The sequence below is a fragment of the Klebsiella sp. BIGb0407 genome (assembly GCF_024807845.1).
Taxonomy (GTDB): domain Bacteria; phylum Pseudomonadota; class Gammaproteobacteria; order Enterobacterales; family Enterobacteriaceae; genus JGM124.
This window is the reverse complement of record NZ_JANUEQ010000010.1, coordinates 1-26,644: the sequence shown is the minus strand read 5'-3', so window position 1 is coordinate 26,644 and position 26,644 is coordinate 1. Positions and strand designations below refer to the sequence as shown.

The window sequence follows — 26,644 nt, the reverse complement described above, 5'->3', positions numbered from 1 at the left end:
GCGGGAGGTGTTTTTCTTATTGCAGCAGGCGTTGTTAGATTGCCGTTTGGTGATGTAGGGATTCATTCATTTTGTTCTTTAACATTGCAAGAAAAAAATTTAATAATGATCTGGAATATGAAATTTATAAATGTTTTGAAAAAAATATTCGTGATTATTTAAGTGAAATGAGAGTGCCTGGGTATTTAATGGATGAAATGATCAAAATATCGTCAAGTGATTTATAAATACTCGATACTGAAGATATATCTAAACTCGGATTATTAGGTGATGATCCAGTATGGGACCAATATATAAGATCAAACTATAAGTAAAGTAATTGCGATAGAATTAAAAAATGTTAATTGTATCCTTAAATATATTTCTACACGCACAACCATTCGTTGGTATCAATTCTGTTTTCAGACTACGGAAGAAGCGTTCTATCGGCATTCGTTGGTAAACTCCAGCCGATAACTCTGCGGGTAAAATATCCATTACTACCACTAGATAACGCCAGCGATTTCCTGGCCAGAGATATGTAATATCTCCGCTCCATATTCGGTAAATACGTATGTTCATGACAGGTATTGTTATATTAATGTTTTGCGAACTGACAGTAGTATTACCCCAAGCATAACTATGTAATTAAACCAATCGTGTACAAAAAACAGACATAAATACTGAGATATTGGATGATACGTTGACAAATCTAAAGGTGCTCATTATCTTAACAATTCATTCACTTCTATTTCTAAAGTCATATTGTTTTGTTATATAATGTAAGGATTACAGTGAAAAAGTTATTATTGTGCGGACTAGTGTTAGCTTCTACCTCTTGTGCTGATTTCCAGAAGAATATGAGCGATCAGATGAAGACGATAAACGCAGCACTTACTCCCGGCGTGACAAAAACGGAGCAGACCACTTCTTCCAAAAAGGTGGGTACCATCACTAACGATCAGTGTAAGAATAGCGTAGGGAAAAACAAAGCCTATTTCGAGCAACTTATTGGCTTCAAACTGAATGAATCCAACTCATCCGGCTACACTTCTTTCTCAGAGTCATATAATTTGAAAATATCAGACCGCAAAGACCGCTTTGGCGGTAATTTGCCAATCTGTATCATTTCGATTGATCCGCAAACCCATAAAGTTACGACATTCTCAATGCCTACCTAACAGCATGTTGAGAACACTTTATGACGGAGCTACTATCAGACGTATTAGTGTGATTACTAAGGGATACTGACGGTATAATTACTAGGCGATTTTGACGCGGCCAGATTATCAGCTCCTCATATATCTATCAATTAAACGGCCATAAGGTCGTTTATTGTCTCGCTTTTTTTCTCGCGATATGTAGAGCTATTGTGTTCATATTTTCGCGGAGCCAGATACTACTAACACCTCCAGGACTTATGTCCATACCCTACTCAGCCTTCACTTTCAGGGAGACTTTTTGTTGACCTGAATGGGTGTAAGTAGACCGCTTTTAGTTCCCCGCACTTTTTGAGATTTCCGGTTTTTCAGCCATCAACCGTACTCTTCCTGCGTCAAGTTATTCAGGGATTCATGATGCCGGTAACTGTCATATTCATTCAGCCAGCGTTCCGTTATTGCTTGTGCTTCATTCAGTGTTCTGAACAGAACAATTCCAGTATCACGTCATACTCTTCGGCCCATTGCGCCAGAGTTAGTGAGACTAATTCCGGGCCATTTGCCCATCCGCATCTTCAGCGGATGTCTAGGGTTCGTCACGATCCTGTCTAGCACCCGCACCATTCTTTGCACCGGGATATTCAGGGTCAGGCCAGAGTTTCACGATTAGAATCATCAACAACATTGAAAGTCCGAAAACGTCGGCCATATATCAGCTCATCATGCATAAAATCAATCGACTAGCTTTGGTTAAGTGTCTCCGGTATAGCCAGCGGAGCCAGATTGCATGCCGGCAACTGTTGCTTTCTTTTCGGTCGAAAATTCAGTTGTAACAGGCAGCAAATCCGGTGAACACACTTATGATTTCATGCATGACCTTGTCGGCGATTTACGGTTCTACCCGCTTTGACCGATTTTAGTACAGTAATGATCTGATGTTCAGTTAATCGGATTCTTACACATATCTATCTCCTCAGGTTACATAATCAGTATGTCGGAAGATCTCTAAAAATGAATGGCTCTTTTTGCAGGGATACTTATATTTGCGTGTCGATTCCGTTGGTTAATAAGGTAATCTGATCTTAACCCTCAGGTATCAGCAAACGAAAGGGTGGGGTAGGCACCGAGTTCCATCATTGTCCGCTGCTTTGTTACCGGACGTTGATAGCGAAAGCGCCAGAGTTTCTTGCCGCTGGTTTTCACGATCAGGAAAAGCCCATTGCCATCATGCAGCGTGATGTCCTTCTCTAGCGCTTTAGTGCGCGGAACTTCAGTGTTGGTGAGTCCGTGCCATTTGTTCGCTTCTTCGTGAATTGGTATATGTTTTTAGGCCTATATCTTACCGTATACCAATTGTCACCGGATTCAGGAGGATCTTCTCGGTTGGTTACGGACAAATCGCAGGCACAAAAAAACCCGCAAGGCTTGCACCATGCGGGTTCTTAGGACTTCATCGGATGACTCTGGTAATCACCGATGGAGAATTTGGTGGAGCTGGGGGGATTTGAACCCCCGTCCGAAATTACTACACTGTCGGCACTACATGCTTAGTCAAGTCTTTACATTCGCCGGGCAGCTGCGGGCTGACACGCCACTACCAAACTAGCCTGATTAGTTTTAGCACTTCAGCCCCAGGCAGGACTTCCATGCGATCTCTTTTGGGTTTGACTCCTCTTTATCCCCGTCTTAAGAGCGGAAGCTAGGGAGAGGAGGCTTCAAAGCAGGGTATTAAGCTGCTAAAGCGTAGTTTTCGTCGTTTGCGACTATTTTTTGCGGCTTTTTACGAGGCAAACCGCCCCTCGGCATGCACCTTGAGTTTCGCAAATCCCGTCGAATCCAGAATCAGCCCCAATGTGTAAGGCGAGTATAACAGATTTATTACCCGGCTGACTAGCGCCGTGCAGAGAATTACTCAGATGCAGGTTATTGAATCACTTCCGGTTATCAGTAACGAGAAGGGTGTTTAAATACTGTGCATTACGGTTGTTTTTAATGCTGTTCACGGGGAATACCTAACTGCCAACAACGTTATTAGCGCTCAAATCATCAATACGCTGTTTCAGAGATGTTATTGCTTAAGGGATGATTGTTTTCTGTTAGCAGGTTAGCTATTGATTATGCTAATTAATTTAATCACTGTTAACACGCTGACAGCACATATCTGTAAATAACATAAGGAATATATATGCAAGGAATAAGTGGTCATGACCGTATTTTGATACCGTCAGGTTCTTCTGTTGCTGGAACCAGGACTACATCCTCAGAGCCAGTGGTAAGTTGTTTTGTCGCAAGCTTTGCTAGCGCTTGCAATACAGTTGTTAATCGCTCGACCCTTCATGGCACTCTTTCATCACCCTGGCATAATGAACGTCGTGATGTCTGTTCTCCTGCCAAATACTCTTCTGCAGCTTTATTTAAAGCGGGGGCAAATATAACTAAGGAATTATCAATAGCTGAATATAACAAAAATACCAGCGAGTCCCGCGACAATTCATTTTCACACAGAGGTATGTTAAATAACACGAGCGAAAAATACAGGCGATAAACCCAGTTACCTGTCCAGATAATTTCTGAATCTGTCTGTCTCACCCCGTTTCGTATCAGGGTGGCTAACCCTTTGGGTCTGGTGAGGTTCAAAGAAAGCAGGCCCGCCATGGATGGCGGGCTTCGGGATTAGCGTCCGGCGTGTTTCATAATGCGGGCTTTATCCACCGCCCATTCCTTGTCTTTCAGGTCAGTACGCTTGTCGTGCAGCTTTTTACCTTTCGCCAGGCCAATTTTGATTTTGCACCAGGCGTTTTTCCAGTACAGAGAGAGGGCGACGACGGTGAAGCCATCGCGGCTGACGCTACCGAATATGTTATCCAGCTCTCTTTTATTCAGCAGCAGCTTACGCGTCCGCGTTGGATCGCAGACTACGTGGGTTGAAGCCACGGTCAGTGGGGTAAAGGTAGCGCCGAACAGGTAGGCTTCGCCATTTTTAAAAATGACATAGCTATCGGAGATGTTCGCTTTTCCGGCGCGCAATGATTTAACTTCCCAGCCTTGCAGCGCAAGACCCGCTTCAAATTCATCTTCAATAAAGTATTCGTGGCGGGCGCGTTTATTTTGCGCAATGGTGGCTGAGCCTGGTTTGTGTGCTTTTTTCTTCGTCATAGTGCCGCTCAGTATAAGTCATCCAGGAGTTCAAAGACATCCCCGGGCCATGCACGAGGAGTAAGGGCTTATCTTAGCATGGTGGCAGAGAGTTTTTCTTTGCCTGCTGATAAATGTTATTATTTTCCGGTTTTATGACTCCCGGGAATTGTTATGCCTCAAATTAGCCGCACAGCGTTGGTGCCATACAGTGCCGAGCAGATGTACCTGTTAGTAAATGATGTGAAATCTTATCCGCAGTTTTTACCTGGTTGCTCAGGAAGCCGGATACTGGATGAGTCCGCCAGTCAAATGATGGCAGCAGTCGATGTCTCCAAGGCGGGAATAAGCAAAACCTTTACCACGCGTAATATTCTGGTCAGTAACCAGAGCATTATTATGCAGCTGGTGGACGGCCCGTTTAAAAAATTGATGGGAGGCTGGAAGTTTACCCCGATCGGTGATGACGCTTGCCGCATTGAATTTCAGCTTGATTTCGAGTTTACCAATAAACTGATTGAGCTGGCATTTGGCCGGATGTTTAAAGAGCTGGCGGGTAATATGGTGCAGGCCTTCACCGTGCGTGCAAAAGAGGTTTACCGTGTCGCATAAGATTCGGGTCGAGGTGGCTTACGCGCTGCCCGAAAAACAGTTCTTGCGCCAGGTCTCTTTGCCGGAAGGCAGCACCGTTGAACAGGCGATTATCGCTTCCGGTCTGCTGACACTGCGTACCGATATTGATCTGAAAAAGAATAAAGTCGGTATTTATAGTCGCTCGGTCAAACTTAACGATGAAGTGCATGAGGGTGACCGCGTCGAAATCTATCGTCCTCTGCTGGCCGATCCTAAAGAGCTGCGGCGACAACGTGCTGAGCGTTCAGCCAGTAAATAATAAAAAGGGGTGAGAAACATAGTTTCTCACCCCTTTTTTCACATCCGCGAAGGGTAATTATTCGTTAGTCAGTTTTGGTCTGTTAACCAGGTCAGTCAGAACGCCATTGCTGTCAAAAGTCATGATCAGCGTCTGCTGAGTCGGGTTTTCATGGCCCGGTTGCTGGCGGAAGACGTAAAACCAGGTGTTGGTACCAAACGGATCGTTCATCAACGGCGTACCCAGTGTGTAGGCCACTTGCTGCTGTGTCATACCCTTATGAATTTTGGCGACATCAGTGGGTGTCAGATAGTTACCCTGGTTGATATCCGGGCGATAGACCACTCGTTCCAGAGTGGAACAACCTGCGGTCAACATCAGAAGAACCGCTGCTGCTACAGTCAGCATTTTACAACGCATAGTAATTTGATCCCTTTTCTGGCCCGAGTCGTACGTGGCACATTCATTTTATGCCGATGATAATAGACCTTTAATCAGTTTTAAACCTATAAGGCGCTCAACTCTGACCGCAGGAGTATAAAAAAGTTAGTTAAAAAGCATCTGATATCACAGAAAAAATATTAAATGCTATTATTTTCAACTCTTTAACGCCTGCTTCACTGTACTTCAGGGATAAATCAGGCTGCCAGCAGTTCTTTTGCATTGGCAAGAGTATTACGTGTGACCTCGCTTCCCCCTAACAGGCGAGCCAGCTCTTGCAGTCTGGCACGTTTGTCCAGAGGTTGCATATGTGTTTCTGTCATTTCGCCGTCAGTTTCTTTGCTGACGAAGAAGTGATGATGCCCGCAACCGGCGACCTGAGGTAAGTGGGTTACACACATTACCTGAGTCGACTCACCCAGTTGTCGCAGTAACTTGCCGACAACGGCAGCGGTCGGGCCACTGATACCGACATCCACTTCGTCAAAAATCAGGGCCGGTGTTTCCATCTTACGGGCAGTGATAACCTGAATGGCCAGGGCGATACGTGACAGTTCACCGCCAGAGGCCACTTTTGCCAGCGCCTGTACTGGCTGACCTGGGTTGGTACTGACGCGGAAGTCAATTCTGTCGGCTCCTGTTTCGGTAAGCACGCTTTCGTTGAACTCGACTTCAATCACCAGAATGCCGTGTGGCATTGAGAGGGTGTGCATACTGCTGGTGATAAGCGCTGATAGCTCTTCAGCATATTTAACCCGGCTAAGATGCAGGGTACGCGCCACGGTTAAGGCTTGCTGATGGTGATGAGCAACGGCCTGTTGTAAAGCATCCTGCGAGTCTGACTGAGCTTCCAGCTGCTGCTGTTCGTCCAGTAATTTTTGGTAGAAACCAGGCAGCTCTTCTGGAGTTACGTGGTGCTTTCGTGCCAGTGAAATCTGCCGTGAGATACGCTGTTCCAGCTCATAGAGGCGATTTGGATCTAAGTCCAGTCGTTCACAGTAGTGCTGGAGTTCATCGAAGGCTTCGGAAATTTGAATGCTTGCTTCTTCCAGCAGTGTCAGCACATTAGTGATTTTGCTGTCCATACCCACCAGGTCAGTCATTAACTGGCGTACGGTATAGAGCTGGCTTTGCAGATTCACGTCTTCGGCTTCGCCAAGAATATTCAGAGCGTGCTGGCTGGTGGAGAGCAGCTGGCCGCTGTTTGCCAGGCGCTTATACTCTTCATCGATAACTTCAAACTCGCCTGCTACCGGGGCGAACTCGTTCAGCTCTTTAAGCTGGTAGTTTAATAGCTCTACTCTGGAGGCGCGCTCCTGAGCCTGCTGCTGATGCTGGGCCAGCAGGCGGCAGCTCTGATGCCATTCGCGATAATATTCGCGCATTTGCTGCATCATGCCCTGTTCACAGGCATAACCGTCTAACAAGCTTTTCTGATGGTCTGGTTTAAGCAGAAGCTGGTGGGCATGCTGACCGTGAATCTGGATTAACAGCTGACCGAGTTCCCGTAACTGGGAAACGGGGACGGCAGTACCGTTAATAAAGCCACGAGAGCGGCCGTCATGGCCCACTACGCGACGTAACAGACATTCGCTGCCTTCTTCCAGTTGGTTCTCTTCAAGCCAGCGTAGCGCCGCTGGCGTGTCTTTTAGTGAGAAACGGGCACATAAGTCGGCACGTTGTGCTCCCCGGCGTACCATATCCGCTTCAGTACGACTACCGAGACACAACCCTAAGGCATCAATTGCAATAGATTTGCCAGCCCCGGTTTCCCCGGTGATAGCCGTCATTCCCTGCTGAAAATCAATTTCAAGTTCGCGAACGATTGCAAAGTTACTGATGGTGAGTTGTGTCAGCATAGCCACCTCTGTATGAAAAACCATAACTGTGTTTGCATACAGTATAAACTGGTTTTATATACAGTAAAGTGGCAATGATGATTTTTAGAATAATTTTTTTGACCAGCCTAGTTTTGAACTTAATGTATTGAAATAGCTGTAATCTTTAGGGTGAATTAAGTTCAGGTGGTAATCACAGCGTCTGATCAGCACACTTTCGCCATCCTGTATTGGTAAGGATATCTGGCTGTCACAGCTAATTTCCAGATCGCTGCGCATATGCGAGAAGCGTAAGCGAATGGTGCTGTTACTGTTGATAACCAGGGGCCGTGCCGACAAGGTATGCGGAAACATAGGTACCAGGGTAATCGCATCCAGTGAAGGTGTCAGAATCGGACCACCGGCAGAGAGCGAGTAGGCGGTGGAACCCGTTGGTGTAGAGATAATCAGCCCGTCTGAACGCTGCGAGAAGGCAAATACCTCATCGATATACACCTCAAACTCAATCATATGGGCAATTTTACCGGGGTGCAGTATCACCTCATTGATGGCGGTACTCAGGCGCGTCGGGGTATCTTGATGATAGACCTGTGCTTCCAGTAAAAAACGTTGCTCAGTGATGTAATGTCCTTCCAGCACAGCGGACAGCTGCTGATGAGCATTATCAGGGTCGAGATCGGTCAAAAAGCCTAAATTACCGCGATTAATGCCAATTACTTTAATATCGTAGCGTGCCAGCACGCGAGCGGCACCCAGCATATTACCGTCACCACCGACCACTACGGCTAAGTCAGCCTGCTGGCCAATCTCCGCCAGAGTACCGGTTTTCACTTGAGTAAGATTCAGGTCATGAGCTATCTGTTGTTCTACAATAACTTCATAGCCCTCACTATGTAGCCAGCGATACAGCATTTCATGCGTTGTCAGGGCTGTAGGATGCCGTGGATGCCCGACAATACCGATACAATTGAAATGTTTGTTCATTATCCAGCTTATCCTTAATCACAGATGTTACTGCGACAATATGTCAGGTTCCCTTGAAACCCTGAAACAGATCCCCATAATAAGCGAACCAGCGAGATTAATGCTAAACACGCGGAGAATTTCATGAGTAGTAAAGAACAGAAAATACCAGATGAGCAAGTTTCAGACGAAATGGTAACAGAGCATCACGATGATATTGAAGCCGTAGACGGTGTCAATACAGCGGATCAACACGACGACCAGATTGCGACGCTGCAAGCTCAGTTGGCGGAAGTTGAGCAGCGTGAGCGTGATAGTGTGTTGCGCACCAAAGCTGAAATGGAAAATCTGCGTCGCCGTACTGAGTTAGATATCGAAAAAGCACACAAATTTGCACTCGATAAATTTGTGAATGAGCTACTGCCGGTTCTCGACAGTCTCGATCGTGCTCTTGAAGTCGCGGATAAAAGCAATGCTGATATCGCACCGATGGTTGAGGGTATCGATTTGACACAAAAATCGATGGTTGATGTGATGCGCAAATTTGGTGTTGAAGTGGTTGGCGAAACTAACGTTCCGTTTAACCCGGATGTGCACCAGGCGATTGCGATGGTTGAGTCTGACGATGTTGCTCCGAATCATGTCCTGATGGTGATGCAAAAAGGCTACACCCTGAACGGTCGCACCCTGCGCGCTGCGATGGTATCAGTGGCAAAAGCAAAAGCGTAATTCAGTAAACGGGGCGTCATAGTACGGCCTGAACGGCCTTGATAGCCGTGATATGAAGCCAGCCTGCAAACGGCTGGCTTTTTTGTAGCTATACCCTAAATAATTCGAGTTGCCTGTAGGCGCTGAGTAAATCCTGACGATGAGCATAGATAAACTATGTGATTCGGTAGGATTTGCGAAAGCAACGCCCAGGCAACTTTAAGTATGACGGGTATATTATTCGTGAGATGGGCGTGATGACGGCAAGGGGACAACGCGTACTTGCTTAACCATATTGTCCTGAACATCGAGAATTTCAATCTGATAATGCGAGAGGCGAATATGGGTACCAGGCGCTGGAATTTCCTCAATCGCTTCCAGTAACATACCGTTCATTGTCCGGGCTTCGTCTTCCGGTAAAGTCCAGTTAAAGGCCTTATTCAGTTCCCGAATATTGGCAGTACCATCGATAATCACCGATCCATCTGTTTGCGGATGAACCTCTTCGGCAAGCGTTGGGGACATAGAGGTGGTAAAATCACCCACTATTTCTTCCAGAATATCTTCAACCGTCACTAAGCCTTGAATATCACCGTATTCATTGACCACCAGACCGACTTTTTTCTTATTTCGCTGAAATTTCACCAGTTGCACACTCAGCGGCGTGCCTTCCGGGATAAAATAAATTTCATCGGCAGCGCGCAGCATCGTCTCTTTGGTGAATTCGTTTTTCTCAGTCATCAGCCGGTAGGCTTCTCGCAGACGCAGCATACCAATCGCATCGTCCAGCGAATCACGATAGAGCACAATACGTCCGTGGGGAGAGTGGGTAAGCTGACGGGCAATAGCTTTCCACTCGTCATTGATATCGATCCCGACTATTTCATTGCGTGGGGTCATAATGTCATCGACGGTGACTTTTTCCAGATCAAGTACCGACAGTAGCATCTCCTGGTTCCGGCGCGACATCTGGGATCGAGACTCATTAACCAGCGTGCGGAGTTCCTCTTTGCTCAGGGCTGAACTCATCACATTATCAACTTTTATGCCGAGCATACGCATCAGTAAACGCGTAATGGTATTCAGCAACCAGACTACAGGCATCATTAAAATCTGCAGTGGTTTTAACAGGATGCTAAATGGATAGGCCACTTTTTCCGGATAAAGCGCGGCGATCGTTTTGGGCAGAACTTCGGAAAATACCAGGATAACAAAGGTCAGGACACCGGTCGCTATTGCCACGCCAACATTACCATAGAGACGCATACCGACGATGGTGGCAATAGCCGAGGCCATGATATTGACCAGGTTGTTACCAATCAAAACCAGGCTTATCAGACGGTCAGGTTTTCTCAGTAATTGCTCTACACGCAGCGCTGCACGGTTTCCTTGTTTCGCTTTGTGACGAAGACGATAGCGGTTAAGCGTCATCATCCCGGTCTCTGCGCCTGAAAAAAAGGCTGATACCAGCACCATGATGATAAGCGTTACAATCAGCGTGGTGGTTGAGATATGTTCCAAAGCGATATCCTTCAAACTATGAGCGTTAGCGTATGAACTCTTGCAGCACCCGACTACCAAAATAGGCGAGTGTCAGAATAATGGCACCGGCTACGTTAAATACCACTACGCGACGACCACGCCAGCCCTGGTGATAGTGTCCCCAGAGTAAAATAACGTAGACAAACCAGGCGACGATCGACAGAACCGCTTTATCAACATTTTCGATGCTGAACAGGTTTTTCATAAAGAATAAGCCTGTGCAGAGCGTCAGGGTGAGCAGGACGACACCAATCTGGGTGATATGAAACATTTTACGCTCAATCACCATCAGGGGAGGCATCTCACCGCTAAAAGCCAGACGCTTATTTTTTAGCTGATAGTCAATCCATGCCAGTTGTGAGGCGTAAAGTGCGGCAATAATCAGCGTTGCATAGGCAAATAAGGATAGGCCAATATGCACCATTACGCCTGGCGTTGCCTCAAGATGAGTGATGTACTCATTGGGCATAAATGTGGCAAAGGCGAGATTAATCAAGGCGAAGGCATAGACAATCGGCAATAATAGCCAGCCTCTGTCACGGGAGGCGACAATCGTCATGACGGTACAAATCATGAGACTTACCAGCGAGCCGATGTTCAGCAGGCTCAGATTTTGTCCTCCGTCCAGGGTAAAAATACGCGCTTCCAGGGCAAGACCGTGGCTTATCAGCGCAATAACCGCTGACAATATGGCAAAACGCCGCCAGCCGCTGTTCTTCCTGAGCTGGCCGGGAATGATCAGCGCAAGGCTGAAAGAGTAAGCAACAAGGGCAAGAATGGCGAAAACAGGCATAGGGTGTTGTTCATATTAGCCAGATAAGAAAAAAATCAGTATAACGTTACCTGTCGCCCGCTCCAACCGTTGGATAGCACCTGAGGCACTTCATGTTATAATCCACCCAAATTCTGGCTGGTGTCCTTAAGACACGACCTTAGTGATTATATTAGGCAAAATACCATGTTTGATAACTTAACAGACCGTCTGTCGCGCAGTTTACGCAATATAAGCGGCCGTGGGCGACTTACCGAAGAAAACGTAAAAGAAACACTGCGCGAAGTCCGCATGGCGCTGCTGGAGGCCGATGTTGCCTTACCGGTAGTGCGTGACTTTATCAATCGCGTTAAAGAAAAAGCCGTCGGGCATGAAGTTAATAAAAGCCTGACCCCTGGCCAGGAATTCGTCAAAATTGTCCGGGCTGAACTGGTTTCAGCGATGGGTGAAGAGAACGCTAGTCTGAATCTGGCGGCTCAGCCGCCTGCAGTGGTACTAATGGCAGGCCTGCAAGGTGCCGGTAAAACCACCAGTGTCGCGAAACTGGGTAAATTCCTGCGCGAAAAGCAGAAGAAAAAAGTGCTGGTAGTTTCTGCTGACGTTTATCGTCCTGCGGCTATCAAGCAGCTTGAAACGCTGGCTCAGCAAGTTGAAGTGGATTTCTTCCCGTCTGATGCACAGCAAAAACCAGTTGATATCGTTAATGCTGCGCTGAAAGAAGCAAAGCTTAAGTTTTATGACGTTCTGCTGGTGGATACCGCCGGTCGCTTGCACGTAGATGAAGCGATGATGGACGAGATTAAACAGGTTCATGCCGCAATAGATCCGGTAGAAACCCTGTTTGTCGTTGACGCCATGACCGGTCAGGATGCGGCAAATACCGCAAAAGCCTTTAACGAAGCGTTGCCTCTGACAGGTGTGATACTGACCAAAGTCGACGGTGATGCGCGTGGTGGTGCGGCGCTTTCGATTCGTCATATCACCGGTAAGCCAGTGAAATTCCTTGGTGTCGGTGAAAAAACTGACGCTCTGGAACCTTTCCATCCGGACCGTATCGCTTCCCGTATTCTGGGAATGGGCGATGTACTTTCACTTATCGAAGATATTGAAAGTAAAGTTGACCGGGCACAGGCAGAAAAACTCGCCAGCAAGATGAAGAAAGGCGACGGTTTCGACCTGAACGACTTCCTCGATCAGCTCAAGCAAATGAAAAATATGGGCGGTATGGCGAGCATGATGAGCAAGCTGCCGGGCGTGGGGCAGTTGCCAGATAACGTCAAATCCCAGATGGATGATAAAGTTCTGGTGCGTATGGAAGCGATTATTAACTCAATGACGCTGAAAGAACGCGCGCAACCGGATATGATTAAAGGTTCCCGTAAGCGCCGTATCGCGCAGGGTTCCGGCATGCAGGTGCAGGATGTTAACCGTCTGTTGAAGCAGTTTGACGATATGCAACGCATGATGAAAAAGATGAAGAAAGGCGGAATGGCCAAAATGATGCGCAGCATGAAAGGAATGATGCCACCAGGATTCCCAGGCCGTTAAGCTGTATTGGATTGCTATTTGCGCCGAAATGAGTATAATTTTCGGGCTTTTAATATAACACCGGGTTCGTCCCTCGACGGGCCCGGTGTTTTATTCACTATAGAGGATGTTATGGTTACTATTCGTTTAGCACGTCATGGCGCGAAAAAGCGTCCATTCTACCAGGTTGTTGTTACTGACAGCCGTAATGCACGTAACGGTCGCTTCATTGAGCGCGTTGGTTTCTTTAACCCAATCGCAAACGAAAAAGAAGAAGGCGTTCGTCTGAATCTGGATCGTATCGAGCACTGGGTTGGCCAGGGCGCAACCGTTTCTGATCGCGTTTCTGCGCTGATCAAAGACGCTAAGAAAGCAGCTTAATCTGTCACGGTGGTCATGATGAGCAAGCAACTCGCTCCAAAGGCACCTGTTAACCCAATCGTATTGGGGAAAATGGGCTCCTCCTATGGCATTCGAGGTTGGCTCAGAGTGTTTTCTTCCACCGAAGACGCCGAAAGTATCTTTGATTACCAGCCTTGGTTTATCAAGCAGGGTGGTCAGTGGCAACCTGTTCAGCTGGAAAGCTGGAAGACCCACAATCAGGATCTGATCATCAAGCTGAACGGCATTGATGACAGAGACGCAGCGAATCTGATGACGAATTGTGAAATCGTCGTGGATTCCTCGCAATTGCCTAATCTGGAAGAGGGTGACTATTACTGGAAAGACCTTATGGGTTGCCAGGTAGTGACTACTGAAGGGTATCAGCTCGGTAAAATCATCGACATGATGGAAACCGGCTCGAATGACGTTATGGTCATTAAGGCAAACCTGAAGGATGCATTCGGTATCAAGGAGCGGCTGGTTCCGTTCCTCGATGGGCAGGTTATCAAGAAAGTCGATCTCGCTACTCAAACCATTGAAGTAGATTGGGATCCTGGTTTTTAGACCTCCGAAATATAACGGTAATCGTTCGCATAATGGGGATTGGCTTGTGTTTATTGGTGTAGTTAGCCTGTTTCCTGAAATGTTTTGTGCAATTACTGATTACGGGGTAACTGGCCGGGCAGTTAAAAATGGCTTGCTCAGCATTCAGTTCTGGAGTCCTCGTGACTTCACATACGACCGGCATCACACCGTGGACGATCGTCCATATGGTGGAGGACCGGGAATGCTGATGATGGTAAATCCTTTACGGGAAGCTATTCATGCAGCCAAATCAGCGGCAGGAGAAGGGGTCAAGGTAATCTACCTTTCACCTCAGGGACGCAAGCTTGATCAAGCAGGCGTGAGTGAACTGGCTACCAATGAGAAGTTAATTCTGGTTTGTGGTCGTTACGAAGGGGTTGATGAGCGCGTTATTCAGTCCGAAATTGACGAAGAATGGTCAATTGGAGATTACGTTCTCAGCGGTGGGGAGTTACCAGCAATGACGCTGATTGACTCAGTTTCCCGGTTTATACCAGGAGTACTGGGGCATGCAGCATCGGCCAGCGAGGATTCGTTTGCTGACGGATTGCTGGATTGCCCTCACTATACCCGACCTGAAGTGTTAGATGGCATGGAAGTTCCGGCAGTATTGCTGTCAGGAAACCATGCAGAGATTCGCCGCTGGCGCCTGAAGCAGTCGCTGGGTCGCACCTGGCTCAGAAGACCTGAACTTCTAGAAAACCTGGCTCTGACTGAAGAGCAAGTAAGGTTGCTGGCAGAGTTCCAACGGGAACACGCTAAAGCAACATAAACATGATGGGCATGGTTGATACCACCCAATACATCAGTTTACCCAGGATAAGAGATTAAATTATGAGCAACATTATTAAGCAAATTGAACAAGAGCAGATGAAACAGAACGTACCTTCATTCCGTCCGGGTGATTCCGTGGAAGTTAAGGTATGGGTCGTTGAAGGTTCTAAAAAACGTCTGCAGGCATTCGAGGGCGTGGTTATCGCTATTCGTAACCGCGGTCTGCACTCTGCATTCACTGTTCGTAAAATTTCCAACGGCGAAGGTGTTGAGCGTGTATTCCAGACTCACTCCCCAGTAATCGACAGCATTACTGTTAAACGTCGTGGTGCCGTTCGCCAAGCTAAACTGTACTACCTGCGTGAGCGTACTGGTAAATCAGCGCGTATCAAAGAGCGTCTGGGCGCATAAGACCAGCCTCACGCTGCATCCAAAGCGTGAAATGAGAAAAGGGGTTAGCCGCGTGCTAGCCCCTTTTTTTATCTTTCAATCCGCTTGTTCGTGTGCTTTTCATATTCAGTTAGTTTGACGTTCATATCAGCATTCCTCATATAATAACCCTTCCTGTATTGTTGTTTTTCCCTGAGTTCAACCAGGCATAAGTCTATCCATACAATTTATTTTACATGTTAGTGTAATTAATTATTTACATTAATGATGGTTTAATCCCATTAAATGGGCTTTCATTTATTATTGTAACGAAAAATTTACGTATTTTGTATTGCATTCTTTACTGGTAGTGGTAAGGTAAGCTCATTCTCACTGAGAACCCAATCGCAAACGAGCTTAATAAAGGACGACGACCATGCAACAAGATGCGCTGAATAATGTTCATATTTCTGACGAACAAATACTGATTACTCCTGAACAGCTGAAAGCTGAGTTTCCTCTATCAGTGGAGCAGGAAGCGCAAATTGAACAGTCCCGACAGACTATCTCTGACATTATCGCGGGTCGCGATCCGCGTTTGCTGGTAGTTTGTGGACCTTGCTCAATCCACGATCCTGAAGCCGCGATTGATTATGCTCGTCGTTTTAAAACACTTGCTGAAGAAGTGAGTGATAGCCTGTATCTCGTGATGCGCGTTTACTTTGAAAAACCAAGAACCACCGTTGGCTGGAAAGGGCTGATTAACGACCCGCATATGGACGGCTCGTTTGATGTTGAAGCCGGTCTGAAAATCGCTCGTCAGCTGCTGGTTGAGCTGGTTGACTTAGGCTTGCCATTAGCAACCGAAGCACTGGACCCGAACAGCCCGCAATACCTGGGTGACCTGTTCAGCTGGTCAGCAATTGGCGCTCGTACTACTGAGTCGCAGACGCACCGTGAAATGGCCTCAGGTCTGTCGATGCCAGTTGGTTTTAAAAATGGTACCGATGGTAGTCTGGGAACCGCAATTAATGCGATGCGCGCAGCAGCGATGCCACACCGTTTTGTCGGTATTAACCAGGCAGGACAAGTCTGTTTGTTACAGACCAAAGGTAACCCGGATGGCCATGTTATTCTGCGCGGCGGCAAGGCACCCAATTACAGCCCGGAAGATGTGGCTCAGTGTGAAAATGAAATGCAAAAGGCAGGACTCCGCCCGGCCTTAATGATAGATTGCAGCCATGGCAATTCAAACAAAGACTTCCGTCGTCAGCCTGGTGTAGCAGAATCTGCTACCGCTCAGATTAAAGATGGTAACCGTTCGATTATTGGTTTGATGATTGAGAGTAATATCTTTGAAGGCAACCAATCATCAGAACAACCACGTAGCGCAATGAAATACGGTGTTTCTGTGACCGATGCATGTATCGACTGGGAAACAACGGACAGCCTGCTACGTGAAATCCACAATGATATGAGTACGGTACTGGCGTCACGCAAGGATTAAGAGGTTTTACTATGGTGATGGAGTTGACCGCACTGCGCGATCAAATCGATGAGGTGGATAAAGCGTTACTGGATTTACTGGCCAGGCGCCTGCATCTGGTAGCAGAAGTCGGCGAAGTCAAAAGTCGCCATGGTTTACCTATCTATGTACCAGAACGTGAAGCCTCTATGCTGGCTTCACGTCGCAAAGAAGCGGAGTCTCTCGGGGTTCCGCCTGACCTGATTGAAGATGTATTGCGCCGTGTGATGCGTGAGTCCTACTCAAGCGAAAACGATAAAGGCTTTAAAACCCTGCGCCCTGAACTACGCCCGGTAGTTATTGTCGGCGGAGCCGGGCAAATGGGTGGGTTATTTGAAAAAATGCTCACTCTGTCAGGCTACCAGGTGCGTATTCTGGAGAAAGATGACTGGGATCGTGCGCCGGAGATACTCAATGACGCCGGAATGGTGATTGTCAGCGTACCTATTCATATTACTGAACAGACAATTGCTCGCTTGCCACCGCTGCCTGAAGATTGTGTGCTGGTGGATTTGGCCTCAGTCAAAAGTGGTCCACTGGACGCCATGCTGGCGGCACATCCCGGACCTGTCGTGGGTCTGCATCCGATGTTTGGTCCGGACTGCGGTAGCCTGGCCAAGCAGGTCGTGGTTTACTGCGATGGACGAAACCCGGAAGCCTATCAATGGTTCCTGGATCAGGTTCAGGTTTGGGGGGCATTGCTGCACCGTTCAAGTGCCGCAGAGCATGACCAGAATATGGCCTTTATCCAGGCGTTACGTCACTTTGCGACCTTTGCTTATGGGCTCCATCTGTCAAAAGAGAATGTACAGCTGGAACAGTTACTGGCGCTTTCATCGCCTATTTATCGGCTTGAACTGGCGATGGTCGGGCGTCTGTTTGCTCAGGATCCACAACTGTATGCAGACATTATTATGTCTTCAGACAATAACGTTGCGCTGATTAAACGTTACTACCAGCGTTTTGGTGAGGCCATCAAGTTACTGGAAGGGGATAATAAACAACCTTTCATTGATAGCTTTAGCCATGTAGCTGACTGGTTTGGTGATTACGCGAAACGTTTCCAGACAGAAAGCCGCGTATTATTACGTCAGGCTAATGATAGCCGTCAGTAACGGCAACACGTTTGTTAATTTAGCCAGCAGGTTCTCCTGCTGGCTTTTTTTTCGTAAGGATAACGCTTATGGCTGAATTAACCCCTTTGTTTGACTATACCGGCCACTTACCAGAATGCCCGACCTGGAGCGCTGCGCAAGGTGCGCTGTACTGGACGGATATTCTGCAAAATGAAATTCATCGTTATCATCTGACGGAGAAACAGCATTCAGTTATCTCGTTTCCTGAAGAAGTGGGGTGTTTTGCCTTACGTGAGCAGGGGGGATTTATTGTCGCCATGCGCAGCGGTATTTATCTGACGACAGAAAGCGGCCGGCTTACTCAGAAAGTGTGTGATAACCCCAGTAATCCGGCTCTGGCACGTTTTAATGATGGCGGAACCGACCGGGACGGACGCTTCTATGCCGGTACGTTCTGGGGGCCGGGGGATTATAACGGTGCGCTGCTATGCAGGGTGGATAACAACCTGACTCCTCACGTGATTCAACATAATATTCAGGGAGCCAATGGGCTGGCTTTTAGCCAGGACAGAAAGTGGATGTACAGCTCCGACACCCCCAATGGGGTGATTTATCGCACCCCGCTTGATGAGCAGGGCGAACCTGGTCTGCGCAGTGTTTTCAAACGCTTTACGCCTGGAGAAGGAATTCCTGATGGAGCCGCGATGGATGCCGAAGGCTATTACTGGACCGCGCTTTATGATGGTTACCGTATTGCCCGTCTTTCTCCAGAAGGAGAAGTGACCGAAGAGCATCGGTTACCGGTACGTTGTCCTACCATGGTGTGCTTTGGTGGCAGTGATATGAAAACGCTGTTTATTACCACCACCCGTGAACATATGGATGCCATTGAGCTGACATTACGTCCGCTGTCCGGGGCTATTTTTACGTTACGGACTCAGGTGGCGGGGATGGCGAAAAGCGATTTTCGCGAAACGACTTAATTCAGATCTGTCTGGCGTCAATTATGATGCGGGGAGCATGACACTCCCCGCATCATCTTAAGCCGGGTTAACCGGAACGACGTTTTCACTTGGGTAGCTGCCGAGTACCTTGAGAGAACGTGTAATCGGGCCCAGTTCCCTTAATGCATTCTGAATCGCTTCATCTTTCAGGTTTGCCTGAATATCCAGATAAAACATCTCTTCCCATGGGTTGCCATAAATAGGGCGAGATTCCAGTTTGCTCATAATCAGATTGTGATTACGCAGTACTAACAATGCTTCAACCAGCGCACCTGCCTGTTGGCCCGTCGCCATCAGTAAGGTGGTTTTAGCAGGAACCTGGCTGGAAACATCAACAGCCTTACGCGCAAGCACGATAAAACGAGTAATGTTCTGCGTCTGGTTTGCCAGATTACGCTCCAGTACCTGAAGGCCATAGAGTGCACCGCCAGCTTCATTTCCCAGCGCGGCAACATGCGGCGAGTTACTTTGCGCCACTTTTTCCATCGCAGCGGAAGTGCTTTCACAGTATTCGATTTTCCAGTGCGGATAACGGTTAATAAACTGACTGCATTGCTGGAAAGGCTGGGGATGACTGTAGACGGTATGAATATTTTCAAGTTCAGTGGGTTCTGAAACCAGTACGCAATGGTCGATAGGAATCGTCATTTCACCGACAATCGACAAATGCGTATTTTGTAGCAAGTCATAAACATCGTTGATGGAGCCTGAGCTGGTATTTTCGATAGGAACAACGGCTAAATCTGCCTGGCCCGTTTCTACTTGCTCAAAGATATCCTGGAATTTAGCGCAACCACTTTCGATAAATTGTTCAAAATGGCGGGCCGCATACTGACGAGCGGCAAGATGAGAGTATGATCCTTTCGGCCCGAGGAAGGCAATACGTGCAGATTGTGGGTTTGTTTTATTGAGATGTTGCTGCAGTAAGGCTTGCTGGGTGAGGACCGAGTCTTCGATAATCAGCTGATACAAACGGGTGATATAGTGGGCGTCGAGCTGATGTGTTTTGCCAAGCGTAATCAGATGCTCCAACAAATCGCGTTCTCTGTCGATATCCCTTACCGGACGGTGAGAGTCCAGCTTTGCCCGACCCACCTCAACGGCAAGCGAACGACGTTCCGCCAGCAAAGCTAATAACTTTTCGTCCAGTGCGCTGATTTTGGTGCGCAGGTTGAGCAACGGATTTATTTCGGTCATAACGCTACCTTTTTGCTATCCATAAAAAAAGCCTCCCGGGTGGGAGGCTTGTCTGTTCGTCTTCGTATTCTTTATCATACGATGGAACGCCTCCTGGTCAGGGAAACGTAAAAAAGAATGCGAAGAAAAACAGGTCAAGTTTCATGGTGAGTTTTCCATTAAAGTTCAGTAGTTAAACTACCTGCAATGTTTTAATGCTGTCAACTAAAAGAAACCAAAAAACGCGCCAGAGGCGCGTTTATCGTATTGACTGAGGAGAAGGGAAACTTATTCTTCTTCAGCCTCGGCTTCCGCTAAGGAGCCATCTTTCACTGAACTTGATGCGCGACGGGCTTCACCCTTGTGTTGTAATTTATTAAGTTGACGCTCAAGTTTGTTAATGAGCTCATTGATCGCGGTATACATATCTTCATGGTGCGCACTCGCTACCAGTTGACCATTTGGGGTATTAATCGTTGCATCAGCAACAAAGCCCTTGGGTTCTTTAGACAAAACGATATGCGGGTTAATAAGATGCGTTTGCCATTTTTCCAGTTTTGAGAGACGTTCTTTGACGTGTTGCAGAATAGCCGGAGTAATTTCCATTTGTTTACTGGTAATATTCATTGTCATAAAGTGACCTCTTATCTTTCCCGTCTTGGTAACTTCAGCATACCCGCTCTAATGTCAAAAAGCGTGATCAACATCAACTTTTTTTGTCGTTTTTTGTCAAGACAGTTACTTTGTGAGACAGGGCATAATCTTTCTGTTGCGAGCTTGTAGTTCAGACAAATACAGGCCATAGTTGATAAGATTTGTTGACGCTAAAATGATGGTTTCTGCTGCAATAATAAACAAAAAAATACAGTTTAAACATCGTGTTAGTGACTATGCTTTACGACAGATAATGAAAAAGGGTTCCTGATAATACCAGGAACCCTTTTTCATTTTTAACTCGAGCCAAATAGCCCTTAATTTCATTCAGGACTATTTACTGAAGACTATGCTAAAGTAGGCGGTAAGCACTTAGCTGTGCCAGTCAGTTTTGAGTGACTGACACAGTCTTCAGGTCTTTTAGCAATCAACAGACGTCAGGTCTGGCTGCTATTTGCCGCGATAATTTTTGCAACTTTATCGGCTTCGTTTATCAGCTGCATCTGGCGGTAAGCATTTTCCATCAGTGGTAGTGCCTCGCGAGTTGCCTGGGTATCAGGATAATCACGCAGCATACCATCGACCCGGTTAACAACAGCCACCCATGCACCGCGTTTGGTGTAGAATTGTGCAACCGCAAGCTCGAATTTCGCCAGGCGATCTTTCAGGAATAGCATGCGTTTTGCCGCATCTGGTGCATACTGGCTATTAGGGTAGTCGCGTACCAGTTTAGAAAAGTCATTAAAGGCAGCGTGTGCGTGTTGTGGATCCCTGTCGGAACGGTCCACACCAAAGAACCCTTGCAGTGCACTATCGTCCAATGCCATATCAGTCAGACCGCGCATGTAAAGTACGTAGTCGATGTTCTGATGGGTTGGGTTAAGGCGAATAAAGCGATCGATAGCCGCCTGCGCTAAACCGAGATCGGCATTTTTATAGTAAGCGTAGATGAGATCCAGCTGCACTTGCTGAGAATACGGTCCGAACGGATATCGGTTGTCCAGCGCTTCTAGTTGCGTTATCGCTGCTTTAAAGTTACCGTCCTGCAACTTTTGCTGGGCAGTCGCATAGATTTCAGCAGGCGGGCTATCAGGAACCTCATCCTTGGAACTGGAGCAACCAGCCAAAGCCAGGCTCAACGTGGCAGCTGCCACCAGATATTTCATGCGCGTCATGACGTTTGACTTTCCTAAGTAATGTTATTTCCGGGAGGGTTCAATGTTTCGGCTCCCGATAAAGACCAGCTACAATAGCACATTATATTAAACGGCATTAGCCGTAAAACCCAAGGTTAACGAAAGAAGCTGTCTATGGCACAACTAGTACAACTCACAGAAACAGTATCAGAATCGCAACTGGGTCAACGCTTAGATCAAGCTTTGGCCGAAATGTTCCCTGATTATTCACGTTCTCGCATAAAAGAATGGATCCTTGATAAAAGGGTCACCGTAAATGGCGTCATTATCGACAAGCCAAAAGAAAAAGTATTGGGTGGTGAGAGTGTTACCATCGATGCTGAAATCGAAGAAGATGTTCGCTGGGAACCGCAGGATATCCCACTCAATATCGTCTATGAAGATGAAGATATTCTGGTTATCAACAAACCTCGTGGTTTAGTTGTGCATCCAGGTGCCGGTAATCCGGATGGCACGGTACTGAATGCTTTACTGCATCATTACCCGGCCATTGTTGATGTGCCGCGCGCGGGTATTGTCCATCGTCTGGATAAAGACACAACAGGTTTGATGGTGGTTGCTAAAACAGTACCTGCCCAGACGCGTTTAGTTGAGTCATTGCAGCTGCGTGAAATCACGCGTGAATATGAAGCCGTTGCGATTGGCCATATGACCGGTGGCGGCACTGTCGAGCAGCCGATCAGCCGTCATCCGAATAAACGTACCCATATGGCCGTACACCCAATGGGTAAGCCTGCGGTAACACATTATCGGATTATGGAGCATTTCCGTATTCATACGCGCTTGCGTCTGCGTCTTGAAACCGGCCGTACTCACCAGATCCGTGTGCATATGGCTTATATTGATCATCCGCTGGTGGGCGATCAGTTATACGGTGGACGCCCGCGGTTACCAAAAGGGGCTTCTGAAGCGTTTATTCAGGAGTTACGTAAGTTCGACAGGCAAGCTTTGCATGCAACTATGCTACGTCTTTATCATCCGATCAGTGGAATTCTGATGGAGTGGAGTGCACCTATTCCACAGGATATGGTGGACTTGATTGAAGCTATGCGTGCCGATGCCGAAGTCTTTAAAGATCGGCTGGACTGGCTATGAAAAACTTGATTATCCCCCAGTGGCCACTTACGCAAGGCGTGGCTGCTTGTAGTTCGACGCGTAGAGGTGGTGTGAGTTTATCGCCGTATGACTCACTCAATCTGGGCGCTCACTGTGGGGATGATCCTGAGCACGTGGCAGAGAATCGTCGTTTATTTTATGCCGCGGGTGGGCTGCCTGTTCAACCCACCTGGCTTGAGCAAGTTCATGGTACAACGGTTTTAAAGCTTGAAGATGAGCCTTATCTTAGTAAGCGGGCAGATGCGAGTTATAGCAATGCCCCTGGTAAAGTCTGTGCCGTGATGACGGCGGACTGCCTGCCAGTTTTATTTTGTAATAAGGCTGGGACAGAAGTAGCCGCAGCTCATGCAGGCTGGCGCGGCTTATGTGCCGGAGTGCTTGAAGAAACGGTCGCCTGTTTCCAGGATTTTCCTGCCAATATTATTGCCTGGCTCGGCCCTGCTATCGGGCCGGCGGCCTTTGAAGTGGGACCTGAAGTGCGTGAGTCTTTTATCAATGAAGATAAAAAAGCGGCCAGTGCTTTTCGCGCTTCTGGTGAAAAATACTATGCTGATATCTACCAGCTTGCTCGTCAGCGCCTGGAGAATATCGGGGTGACCCAAGTATATGGTGGCGAACGTTGTACCTGGACCGAGTCAGATGATTTCTTCTCATACCGACGTGAAGGAGTTACCGGGCGCATGGCCAGTTTCATCTGGCTTAAATAGTCTCTCTGATTTTTATAAACGTCATGCCACATATATTTTTAGGTTATAAGCCTTGAATAATTGAGGCATGACCTCATCTATTCTCCAGTAGCAAATTTGACCATACTTAATGGGAGGAATTATGCGTCTGGACCGCCTTACTAATAAATTCCAGCTTGCCTTAGCCGATGCCCAGTCTCTTGCACTGGGGAATGACAACCAATTTATCGAACCTCTTCACTTGATGAGCGCTTTGCTCAAGCAAGAAGGGGGATCGGTGCAATCATTACTGACCTCTGCGGGGGTGAATGCAGGGCAGTTTCGTACAGCTATCGACCAGGCTTTAAGTCGTTTACCTCAGGTTGAAGGAACCGGTGGCGATGTGCAGCCTTCACAAGACTTGGTTCGTGTACTGAATCTTTGTGACAAACTGGCACAAAAAAGAAACGATAACTTTATTTCGTCAGAGCTCTTTGTTCTCGCTGTTCTCGAGTCCCGTGGCACTCTGACCGACCTGCTGAAATCCGCCGGTGCGACACTGCCAAATGTGACAGCAGCAATAGAACAGATGCGTGGAGGCGAAAGCGTGAATGACCAAAGTGCCGAAGACAATCGTCAGGCATTGCAGAAATATACCGTTGATTTAACCGAGCGCGCGGAACAAGGAAAACTTGATCCGGTGATCGGCCGTGATGAAGAGATCCGCCGTACGATTCAGGTATTACAACGTCGTACCAAAAATAACCCGGTATTGATCGGTGAACCTGGCGTGGGTAAAACCGCCATTGTTGAAGGACTGGCGCAACGTATCATCAATGGAGAAGTTCCCGAAGGTCTGAAAGGCCGGCGTGTTCTCGCTCTTGATATGGGGGCGCTGGTGGCCGGGGCAAAATATCGTGGTGAATTTGAAGAGCGCCTGAAAGGGGTTCTGAACGACCTGTCAAAACAGGAAGGTAATGTCATCCTGTTTATTGATGAACTGCATACCATGGTGGGTGCGGGTAAAGCAGACGGCGCAATGGATGCCGGTAATATGCTGAAACCAGCATTAGCCCGCGGTGAGCTGCACTGCGTCGGGGCAACAACGCTTGATGAGTATCGTCAGTATATAGAGAAAGATGCTGCGCTTGAGCGTCGTTTTCAGAAAGTGCTGGTCGAGGAGCCTTCGGTTGAAGACACCATTGCTATCTTGCGTGGTCTGAAAGAGCGCTATGAACTGCATCACCATGTGCAGATTACCGATCCGGCGATTGTGGCGGCTGCGACCTTATCACATCGTTATGTTGCGGACAGGCAGTTACCCGATAAAGCTATCGACTTGATTGATGAAGCGGCCTCCAGTATTCGGATGCAGATAGACTCAAAACCTGAAGAGCTCGACCGTCTCGACCGTCGTATTATTCAGCTCAAACTTGAACAACAGGCGCTGAAAAAAGAGTCTGATGAAGCCAGCCTGAAACGCCTCAGCATGTTAAATGAGGAGCTGGAGCAAAAAGAGCGCGACTATTCTGTGCTTGAAGAAGAGTGGAAAGCGGAAAAAGCGTCTCTGTCTGGTACGCAGACTATAAAAACTGAACTGGAACAGGCCAAAATTGCGATTGAGCAAGCGCGTCGTGTCGGTGATTTAGCGCGAATGTCTGAACTGCAATACGGTGAAATACCTGAGCTTGAAAAGCAGCTGGCTGTTGCGACGCAGAACGAAGGTAAAATTATGCGTCTGTTACGAAACAAAGTAACGGATGCAGAAATCGCTGAAGTACTGGCTCGTGCTACCGGGATCCCTGTTGCACGCATGCTGGAAGGTGAGCGCGATAAACTGTTGCGAATGGAACAGCAACTGCATGAGCGTGTGATTGGCCAGAACGAAGCAGTTGAGGCAGTATCCAATGCTATTCGTCGTAGTCGTGCTGGATTAGCGGATCCTAATCGTCCTATCGGTTCATTCCTGTTCCTGGGACCTACCGGGGTCGGTAAGACTGAACTGTGTAAAACGCTGGCAAACTTTATGTTCGACAGTGACGATGCCATGGTTCGTATCGATATGTCGGAGTTTATGGAAAAACACAGTGTCTCAAGATTGGTGGGGGCGCCTCCGGGCTATGTGGGATACGAAGAAGGCGGCTATTTAACCGAAGCAGTTCGTCGTCGCCCTTACTCCGTCATCCTGCTGGATGAAATAGAGAAAGCACATCCGGATGTCTTCAACATCCTGTTGCAGGTTCTCGATGATGGACGTTTAACCGATGGTCAGGGTCGTACGGTAGATTTCCGTAATACCGTGGTGATTATGACTTCAAACCTCGGTTCGGATCTGATTCAGGAACGTTTTGGTGCACTGGACTACGCCAGCATGAAAGATATGGTGTTGAATGTCGTTACTCAGAACTTCCGTCCGGAGTTTATCAACCGTATTGATGAAGTTGTGGTCTTCCATCCATTAGCTAGCAAGCATATTGCTTCTATTGCACAAATTCAGTTGCAACGTTTATACAAACGACTGGAAGAGCACGGATACGATGTAACGATAACGGATGATGCTTTGACGTTATTAAGCGAGAATGGGTTTGACCCGGTTTACGGTGCACGACCATTAAAACGCGCGATTCAGCAGCAAATAGAGAACCCGCTGGCTCAGCAAATCCTTTCCGGAGAGCTGATCCCAGGAAAAACTATCAAGCTGGAAGTCAAAGACGACCGTATTGTTGCGTTGCAATAATCATAGCGGAAAGAAAAATGGGCCCAAACGGGCCCATTTTGTTTGTTATTTGTGCATAAATGACGGGTTATTTGCTTTTTTGCTGTAAAAGTGTGCGGTTGATAAAAAGTTTTAAAATAGGGGTTGTCAGGCCAGAAGAAATCCCTATAATGCGCATCCACTGAGACGGAACAACGGTTACAAACCACCGAATCAGTCGAAGGAAAGCGAAAATAAATGCTTGACTTTGAAAGAGGAAGGCGTAATATACGCAACCTCGCGACAGCACAATAAGGTGCTCTCGCACTGCTCTTTAACAATTTATCAGACAATCTGTGTGGGCACTCGCAAGATTGATATCTAAAGCACCTTAGGGTGCAGAACCTTCGGGTTCACAAAAAATATCAAGTCTTGAAGAGTGAACACTAGTTTTATAAACAGTATGAATTCTTTGAGCATCAAACACTT

Annotated in this window: 25 protein-coding genes, 1 other RNA gene, 4 pseudogenes and 1 other annotated feature; of the genes and pseudogenes, 16 read left to right on the top strand and 14 right to left on the bottom strand. The window is 47.4% G+C overall.

All coding sequences use genetic code 11. From position 1 onward, the window contains the following. Nucleotides 1–412 precede the first annotated feature (412 nt). Nucleotides 413–543 (bottom strand): annotated as a pseudogene (locus tag M2387_RS25965) (DDE-type integrase/transposase/recombinase); the annotation flags it as partial. Nucleotides 544–773: 230 nt separating this feature from the next. On the opposite strand from M2387_RS25965, the gene M2387_RS22485 reads away from it, so the two are divergent. Then, nucleotides 774–1,160: a hypothetical protein gene (locus M2387_RS22485; protein ID WP_259052788.1), complete on the top strand. Its 387-nt coding sequence runs from the start codon at nucleotides 774–776 to the stop codon at nucleotides 1,158–1,160. A 313-nt stretch (nucleotides 1,161–1,473) separates the two neighbouring features. On the opposite strand, the pseudogene M2387_RS22480 reads toward M2387_RS22485, so the two are convergent. The 3 genes and pseudogenes from M2387_RS22480 to ssrA all read right to left on the bottom strand — a co-directional run. Next, nucleotides 1,474–1,879: pseudogene (locus M2387_RS22480) on the bottom strand (integrase core domain-containing protein); the annotation flags it as partial. 352 nt (nucleotides 1,880–2,231) lie between these two features. After that, nucleotides 2,232–2,453 (bottom strand): annotated as a pseudogene (locus M2387_RS22475) (integrase arm-type DNA-binding domain-containing protein); the annotation flags it as partial. A gap of 172 nt (nucleotides 2,454–2,625) precedes the next feature. Continuing rightward, nucleotides 2,626–2,989: a transfer-messenger RNA gene (gene ssrA / locus M2387_RS22470) on the bottom strand. 335 nt (nucleotides 2,990–3,324) lie between these two features. On the opposite strand from ssrA, the gene M2387_RS22465 reads away from it, so the two are divergent. After that, nucleotides 3,325–3,684, top strand: coding sequence for a hypothetical protein (locus tag M2387_RS22465; protein WP_259052787.1), 360 nt, complete (start codon nucleotides 3,325–3,327; stop codon nucleotides 3,682–3,684). 128 nt (nucleotides 3,685–3,812) lie between these two features. Here the strand turns inward: M2387_RS22465 and smpB are convergent, their stop codons facing one another. Next, entirely contained in the window at nucleotides 3,813–4,295 is a 483-nt protein-coding gene (gene smpB, locus M2387_RS22460; RefSeq protein WP_259052786.1) for an SsrA-binding protein SmpB, read from the bottom strand. A 153-nt stretch (nucleotides 4,296–4,448) separates the two neighbouring features. Between smpB and M2387_RS22455 the strand changes: the two genes are divergently transcribed. Both M2387_RS22455 and M2387_RS22450 read left to right on the top strand, forming a co-directional pair. Further along, nucleotides 4,449–4,886, top strand: a complete 438-nt coding sequence (locus M2387_RS22455) for a type II toxin-antitoxin system RatA family toxin (RefSeq protein ID WP_259052785.1) — start codon at nucleotides 4,449–4,451, stop codon at nucleotides 4,884–4,886. Beyond that, entirely contained in the window at nucleotides 4,876–5,166 is a 291-nt protein-coding gene (locus tag M2387_RS22450) for an RnfH family protein (RefSeq protein ID WP_259052784.1), read from the top strand. The genes M2387_RS22455 and M2387_RS22450 overlap by 11 nt, the downstream gene beginning before the upstream one ends. 57 nt (nucleotides 5,167–5,223) lie before the next feature. Here M2387_RS22450 and bamE read toward each other — a convergent pair whose 3' ends face one another. The 3 genes from bamE to nadK form a co-directional block, all read right to left on the bottom strand. Then, the gene (bamE, locus tag M2387_RS22445) at nucleotides 5,224–5,565 is read right to left on the bottom strand and encodes an outer membrane protein assembly factor BamE (RefSeq protein WP_259052783.1); all 342 of its coding nucleotides are present in this window, start codon (nucleotides 5,563–5,565) and stop codon (nucleotides 5,224–5,226) included. A gap of 218 nt (nucleotides 5,566–5,783) precedes the next feature. Next, complete coding sequence (gene recN / locus M2387_RS22440; protein ID WP_259052781.1) at nucleotides 5,784–7,445, bottom strand: DNA repair protein RecN; 1,662 nt, start codon at nucleotides 7,443–7,445, stop codon at nucleotides 5,784–5,786. Nucleotides 7,446–7,529: 84 nt separating this feature from the next. Further along, the gene (gene nadK / locus M2387_RS22435) at nucleotides 7,530–8,408 is read right to left on the bottom strand and encodes an NAD(+) kinase (RefSeq protein WP_259052780.1); all 879 of its coding nucleotides are present in this window, start codon (nucleotides 8,406–8,408) and stop codon (nucleotides 7,530–7,532) included. A gap of 123 nt (nucleotides 8,409–8,531) precedes the next feature. Between nadK and grpE the strand changes: the two genes are divergently transcribed. Further along, complete coding sequence (gene grpE, locus M2387_RS22430; protein WP_259052777.1) at nucleotides 8,532–9,116, top strand: nucleotide exchange factor GrpE; 585 nt, start codon at nucleotides 8,532–8,534, stop codon at nucleotides 9,114–9,116. 216 nt (nucleotides 9,117–9,332) lie between these two features. On the opposite strand, the gene M2387_RS22425 is transcribed toward grpE, so the two are convergent. Both M2387_RS22425 and M2387_RS22420 read right to left on the bottom strand, forming a co-directional pair. Then, a complete protein-coding gene (locus M2387_RS22425; RefSeq protein ID WP_259052776.1) occupies nucleotides 9,333–10,616 on the bottom strand; it encodes an HlyC/CorC family transporter in 1,284 nt (427 codons plus the stop codon). 25 nt (nucleotides 10,617–10,641) lie between these two features. Continuing rightward, entirely contained in the window at nucleotides 10,642–11,430 is a 789-nt protein-coding gene (locus M2387_RS22420; RefSeq protein WP_259052775.1) for a cytochrome C assembly family protein, read from the bottom strand. Nucleotides 11,431–11,595: 165 nt separating this feature from the next. Here M2387_RS22420 and ffh point away from each other — a divergent pair, with 165 nt between their 5' ends. The 8 genes and pseudogenes from ffh (at nucleotide 11,596) to M2387_RS22380 (ending at nucleotide 18,632) form a co-directional block, all read left to right on the top strand. Then, on the top strand, nucleotides 11,596–12,957 hold the full coding sequence (gene ffh / locus M2387_RS22415) for a signal recognition particle protein (RefSeq protein WP_259052774.1): 1,362 nt from the start codon (nucleotides 11,596–11,598) through the stop codon (nucleotides 12,955–12,957). A gap of 111 nt (nucleotides 12,958–13,068) precedes the next feature. After that, nucleotides 13,069–13,317: a 30S ribosomal protein S16 gene (gene rpsP / locus M2387_RS22410; protein ID WP_259052773.1), complete on the top strand. Its 249-nt coding sequence runs from the start codon at nucleotides 13,069–13,071 to the stop codon at nucleotides 13,315–13,317. Nucleotides 13,318–13,335: 18 nt separating this feature from the next. Further along, entirely contained in the window at nucleotides 13,336–13,884 is a 549-nt protein-coding gene (gene rimM / locus M2387_RS22405; RefSeq protein ID WP_259052954.1) for a ribosome maturation factor RimM, read from the top strand. A 46-nt stretch (nucleotides 13,885–13,930) separates the two neighbouring features. Beyond that, a pseudogene (gene trmD, locus M2387_RS22400) lies at nucleotides 13,931–14,696 on the top strand (tRNA (guanosine(37)-N1)-methyltransferase TrmD). Between the two features lie 43 nt (nucleotides 14,697–14,739). Next, entirely contained in the window at nucleotides 14,740–15,090 is a 351-nt protein-coding gene (gene rplS, locus M2387_RS22395; RefSeq protein WP_259052772.1) for a 50S ribosomal protein L19, read from the top strand. A 394-nt stretch (nucleotides 15,091–15,484) separates the two neighbouring features. Next, entirely contained in the window at nucleotides 15,485–16,555 is a 1,071-nt protein-coding gene (gene aroF / locus M2387_RS22390) for a 3-deoxy-7-phosphoheptulonate synthase AroF (protein ID WP_259052771.1), read from the top strand. A gap of 11 nt (nucleotides 16,556–16,566) precedes the next feature. Then, on the top strand, nucleotides 16,567–17,688 hold the full coding sequence (gene tyrA, locus M2387_RS22385; protein ID WP_259052770.1) for a bifunctional chorismate mutase/prephenate dehydrogenase: 1,122 nt from the start codon (nucleotides 16,567–16,569) through the stop codon (nucleotides 17,686–17,688). A 68-nt stretch (nucleotides 17,689–17,756) separates the two neighbouring features. Further along, nucleotides 17,757–18,632, top strand: coding sequence for an SMP-30/gluconolactonase/LRE family protein (locus M2387_RS22380; protein ID WP_259052769.1), 876 nt, complete (start codon nucleotides 17,757–17,759; stop codon nucleotides 18,630–18,632). Between the two features lie 57 nt (nucleotides 18,633–18,689). Here the strand turns inward: M2387_RS22380 and pheA are convergent, their stop codons facing one another. The 4 genes from pheA to bamD form a co-directional block, all read right to left on the bottom strand. Then, a complete protein-coding gene (gene pheA / locus M2387_RS22375) occupies nucleotides 18,690–19,850 on the bottom strand; it encodes a bifunctional chorismate mutase/prephenate dehydratase (protein ID WP_259052767.1) in 1,161 nt (386 codons plus the stop codon). A gap of 21 nt (nucleotides 19,851–19,871) precedes the next feature. Continuing rightward, nucleotides 19,872–19,996: a sequence feature (Phe leader region), on the bottom strand. Further along, nucleotides 19,948–19,995, bottom strand: a complete 48-nt coding sequence (pheL, locus tag M2387_RS22370; protein WP_187507180.1) for a pheA operon leader peptide PheL — start codon at nucleotides 19,993–19,995, stop codon at nucleotides 19,948–19,950. (Overlaps the previous feature by 48 nt.) Before the next feature lie 121 nt (nucleotides 19,997–20,117). Continuing rightward, nucleotides 20,118–20,462 carry a ribosome-associated translation inhibitor RaiA gene (gene raiA / locus M2387_RS22365; protein ID WP_259052766.1) on the bottom strand — a complete coding sequence of 115 codons (345 nt, stop codon included), beginning with the start codon at nucleotides 20,460–20,462 and terminating at the stop codon, nucleotides 20,118–20,120. Between the two features lie 458 nt (nucleotides 20,463–20,920). Continuing rightward, entirely contained in the window at nucleotides 20,921–21,658 is a 738-nt protein-coding gene (gene bamD / locus M2387_RS22360; protein ID WP_259052765.1) for an outer membrane protein assembly factor BamD, read from the bottom strand. Between the two features lie 135 nt (nucleotides 21,659–21,793). Here bamD and rluD point away from each other — a divergent pair, with 135 nt between their 5' ends. The 3 genes from rluD to clpB all read left to right on the top strand — a co-directional run bounded on the left by rluD (nucleotide 21,794) and on the right by clpB (nucleotide 26,197). Further along, on the top strand, nucleotides 21,794–22,774 hold the full coding sequence (rluD, locus tag M2387_RS22355; protein ID WP_259052764.1) for a 23S rRNA pseudouridine(1911/1915/1917) synthase RluD: 981 nt from the start codon (nucleotides 21,794–21,796) through the stop codon (nucleotides 22,772–22,774). Further along, nucleotides 22,771–23,502: a purine nucleoside phosphorylase YfiH gene (yfiH, locus tag M2387_RS22350; protein WP_259052763.1), complete on the top strand. Its 732-nt coding sequence runs from the start codon at nucleotides 22,771–22,773 to the stop codon at nucleotides 23,500–23,502. Before rluD ends, yfiH begins: the two co-directional genes overlap by 4 nt. Before the next feature lie 121 nt (nucleotides 23,503–23,623). Continuing rightward, entirely contained in the window at nucleotides 23,624–26,197 is a 2,574-nt protein-coding gene (clpB, locus tag M2387_RS22345) for an ATP-dependent chaperone ClpB (RefSeq protein WP_259052762.1), read from the top strand. Nucleotides 26,198–26,644: the final 447 nt, after the last annotated feature.

Coding starts and splice junctions, on each gene's coding strand:
- bamD (WP_259052765.1), bottom strand. CDS start 21,658: ATGACGCGCATGAAATATCTGGTGGCAGCTGCCACGTTGAGCCTGGCT.
- tyrA (WP_259052770.1), top strand. CDS start 16,567: ATGGTGATGGAGTTGACCGCACTGCGCGATCAAATCGATGAGGTGGAT.
- nadK (WP_259052780.1), bottom strand. CDS start 8,408: ATGAACAAACATTTCAATTGTATCGGTATTGTCGGGCATCCACGGCAT.
- pheA (WP_259052767.1), bottom strand. CDS start 19,850: ATGACCGAAATAAATCCGTTGCTCAACCTGCGCACCAAAATCAGCGCA.
- grpE (WP_259052777.1), top strand. CDS start 8,532: ATGAGTAGTAAAGAACAGAAAATACCAGATGAGCAAGTTTCAGACGAA.
- recN (WP_259052781.1), bottom strand. CDS start 7,445: ATGCTGACACAACTCACCATCAGTAACTTTGCAATCGTTCGCGAACTT.
- clpB (WP_259052762.1), top strand. CDS start 23,624: ATGCGTCTGGACCGCCTTACTAATAAATTCCAGCTTGCCTTAGCCGAT.
- yfiH (WP_259052763.1), top strand. CDS start 22,771: ATGAAAAACTTGATTATCCCCCAGTGGCCACTTACGCAAGGCGTGGCT.
- bamE (WP_259052783.1), bottom strand. CDS start 5,565: ATGCGTTGTAAAATGCTGACTGTAGCAGCAGCGGTTCTTCTGATGTTG.
- raiA (WP_259052766.1), bottom strand. CDS start 20,462: ATGACAATGAATATTACCAGTAAACAAATGGAAATTACTCCGGCTATT.
- rluD (WP_259052764.1), top strand. CDS start 21,794: ATGGCACAACTAGTACAACTCACAGAAACAGTATCAGAATCGCAACTG.
- M2387_RS22455 (WP_259052785.1), top strand. CDS start 4,449: ATGCCTCAAATTAGCCGCACAGCGTTGGTGCCATACAGTGCCGAGCAG.
- M2387_RS22420 (WP_259052775.1), bottom strand. CDS start 11,430: ATGCCTGTTTTCGCCATTCTTGCCCTTGTTGCTTACTCTTTCAGCCTT.
- smpB (WP_259052786.1), bottom strand. CDS start 4,295: ATGACGAAGAAAAAAGCACACAAACCAGGCTCAGCCACCATTGCGCAA.
- rpsP (WP_259052773.1), top strand. CDS start 13,069: ATGGTTACTATTCGTTTAGCACGTCATGGCGCGAAAAAGCGTCCATTC.
- rimM (WP_259052954.1), top strand. CDS start 13,336: ATGAGCAAGCAACTCGCTCCAAAGGCACCTGTTAACCCAATCGTATTG.
- aroF (WP_259052771.1), top strand. CDS start 15,485: ATGCAACAAGATGCGCTGAATAATGTTCATATTTCTGACGAACAAATA.
- M2387_RS22465 (WP_259052787.1), top strand. CDS start 3,325: ATGCAAGGAATAAGTGGTCATGACCGTATTTTGATACCGTCAGGTTCT.
- ffh (WP_259052774.1), top strand. CDS start 11,596: ATGTTTGATAACTTAACAGACCGTCTGTCGCGCAGTTTACGCAATATA.
- rplS (WP_259052772.1), top strand. CDS start 14,740: ATGAGCAACATTATTAAGCAAATTGAACAAGAGCAGATGAAACAGAAC.
- M2387_RS22380 (WP_259052769.1), top strand. CDS start 17,757: ATGGCTGAATTAACCCCTTTGTTTGACTATACCGGCCACTTACCAGAA.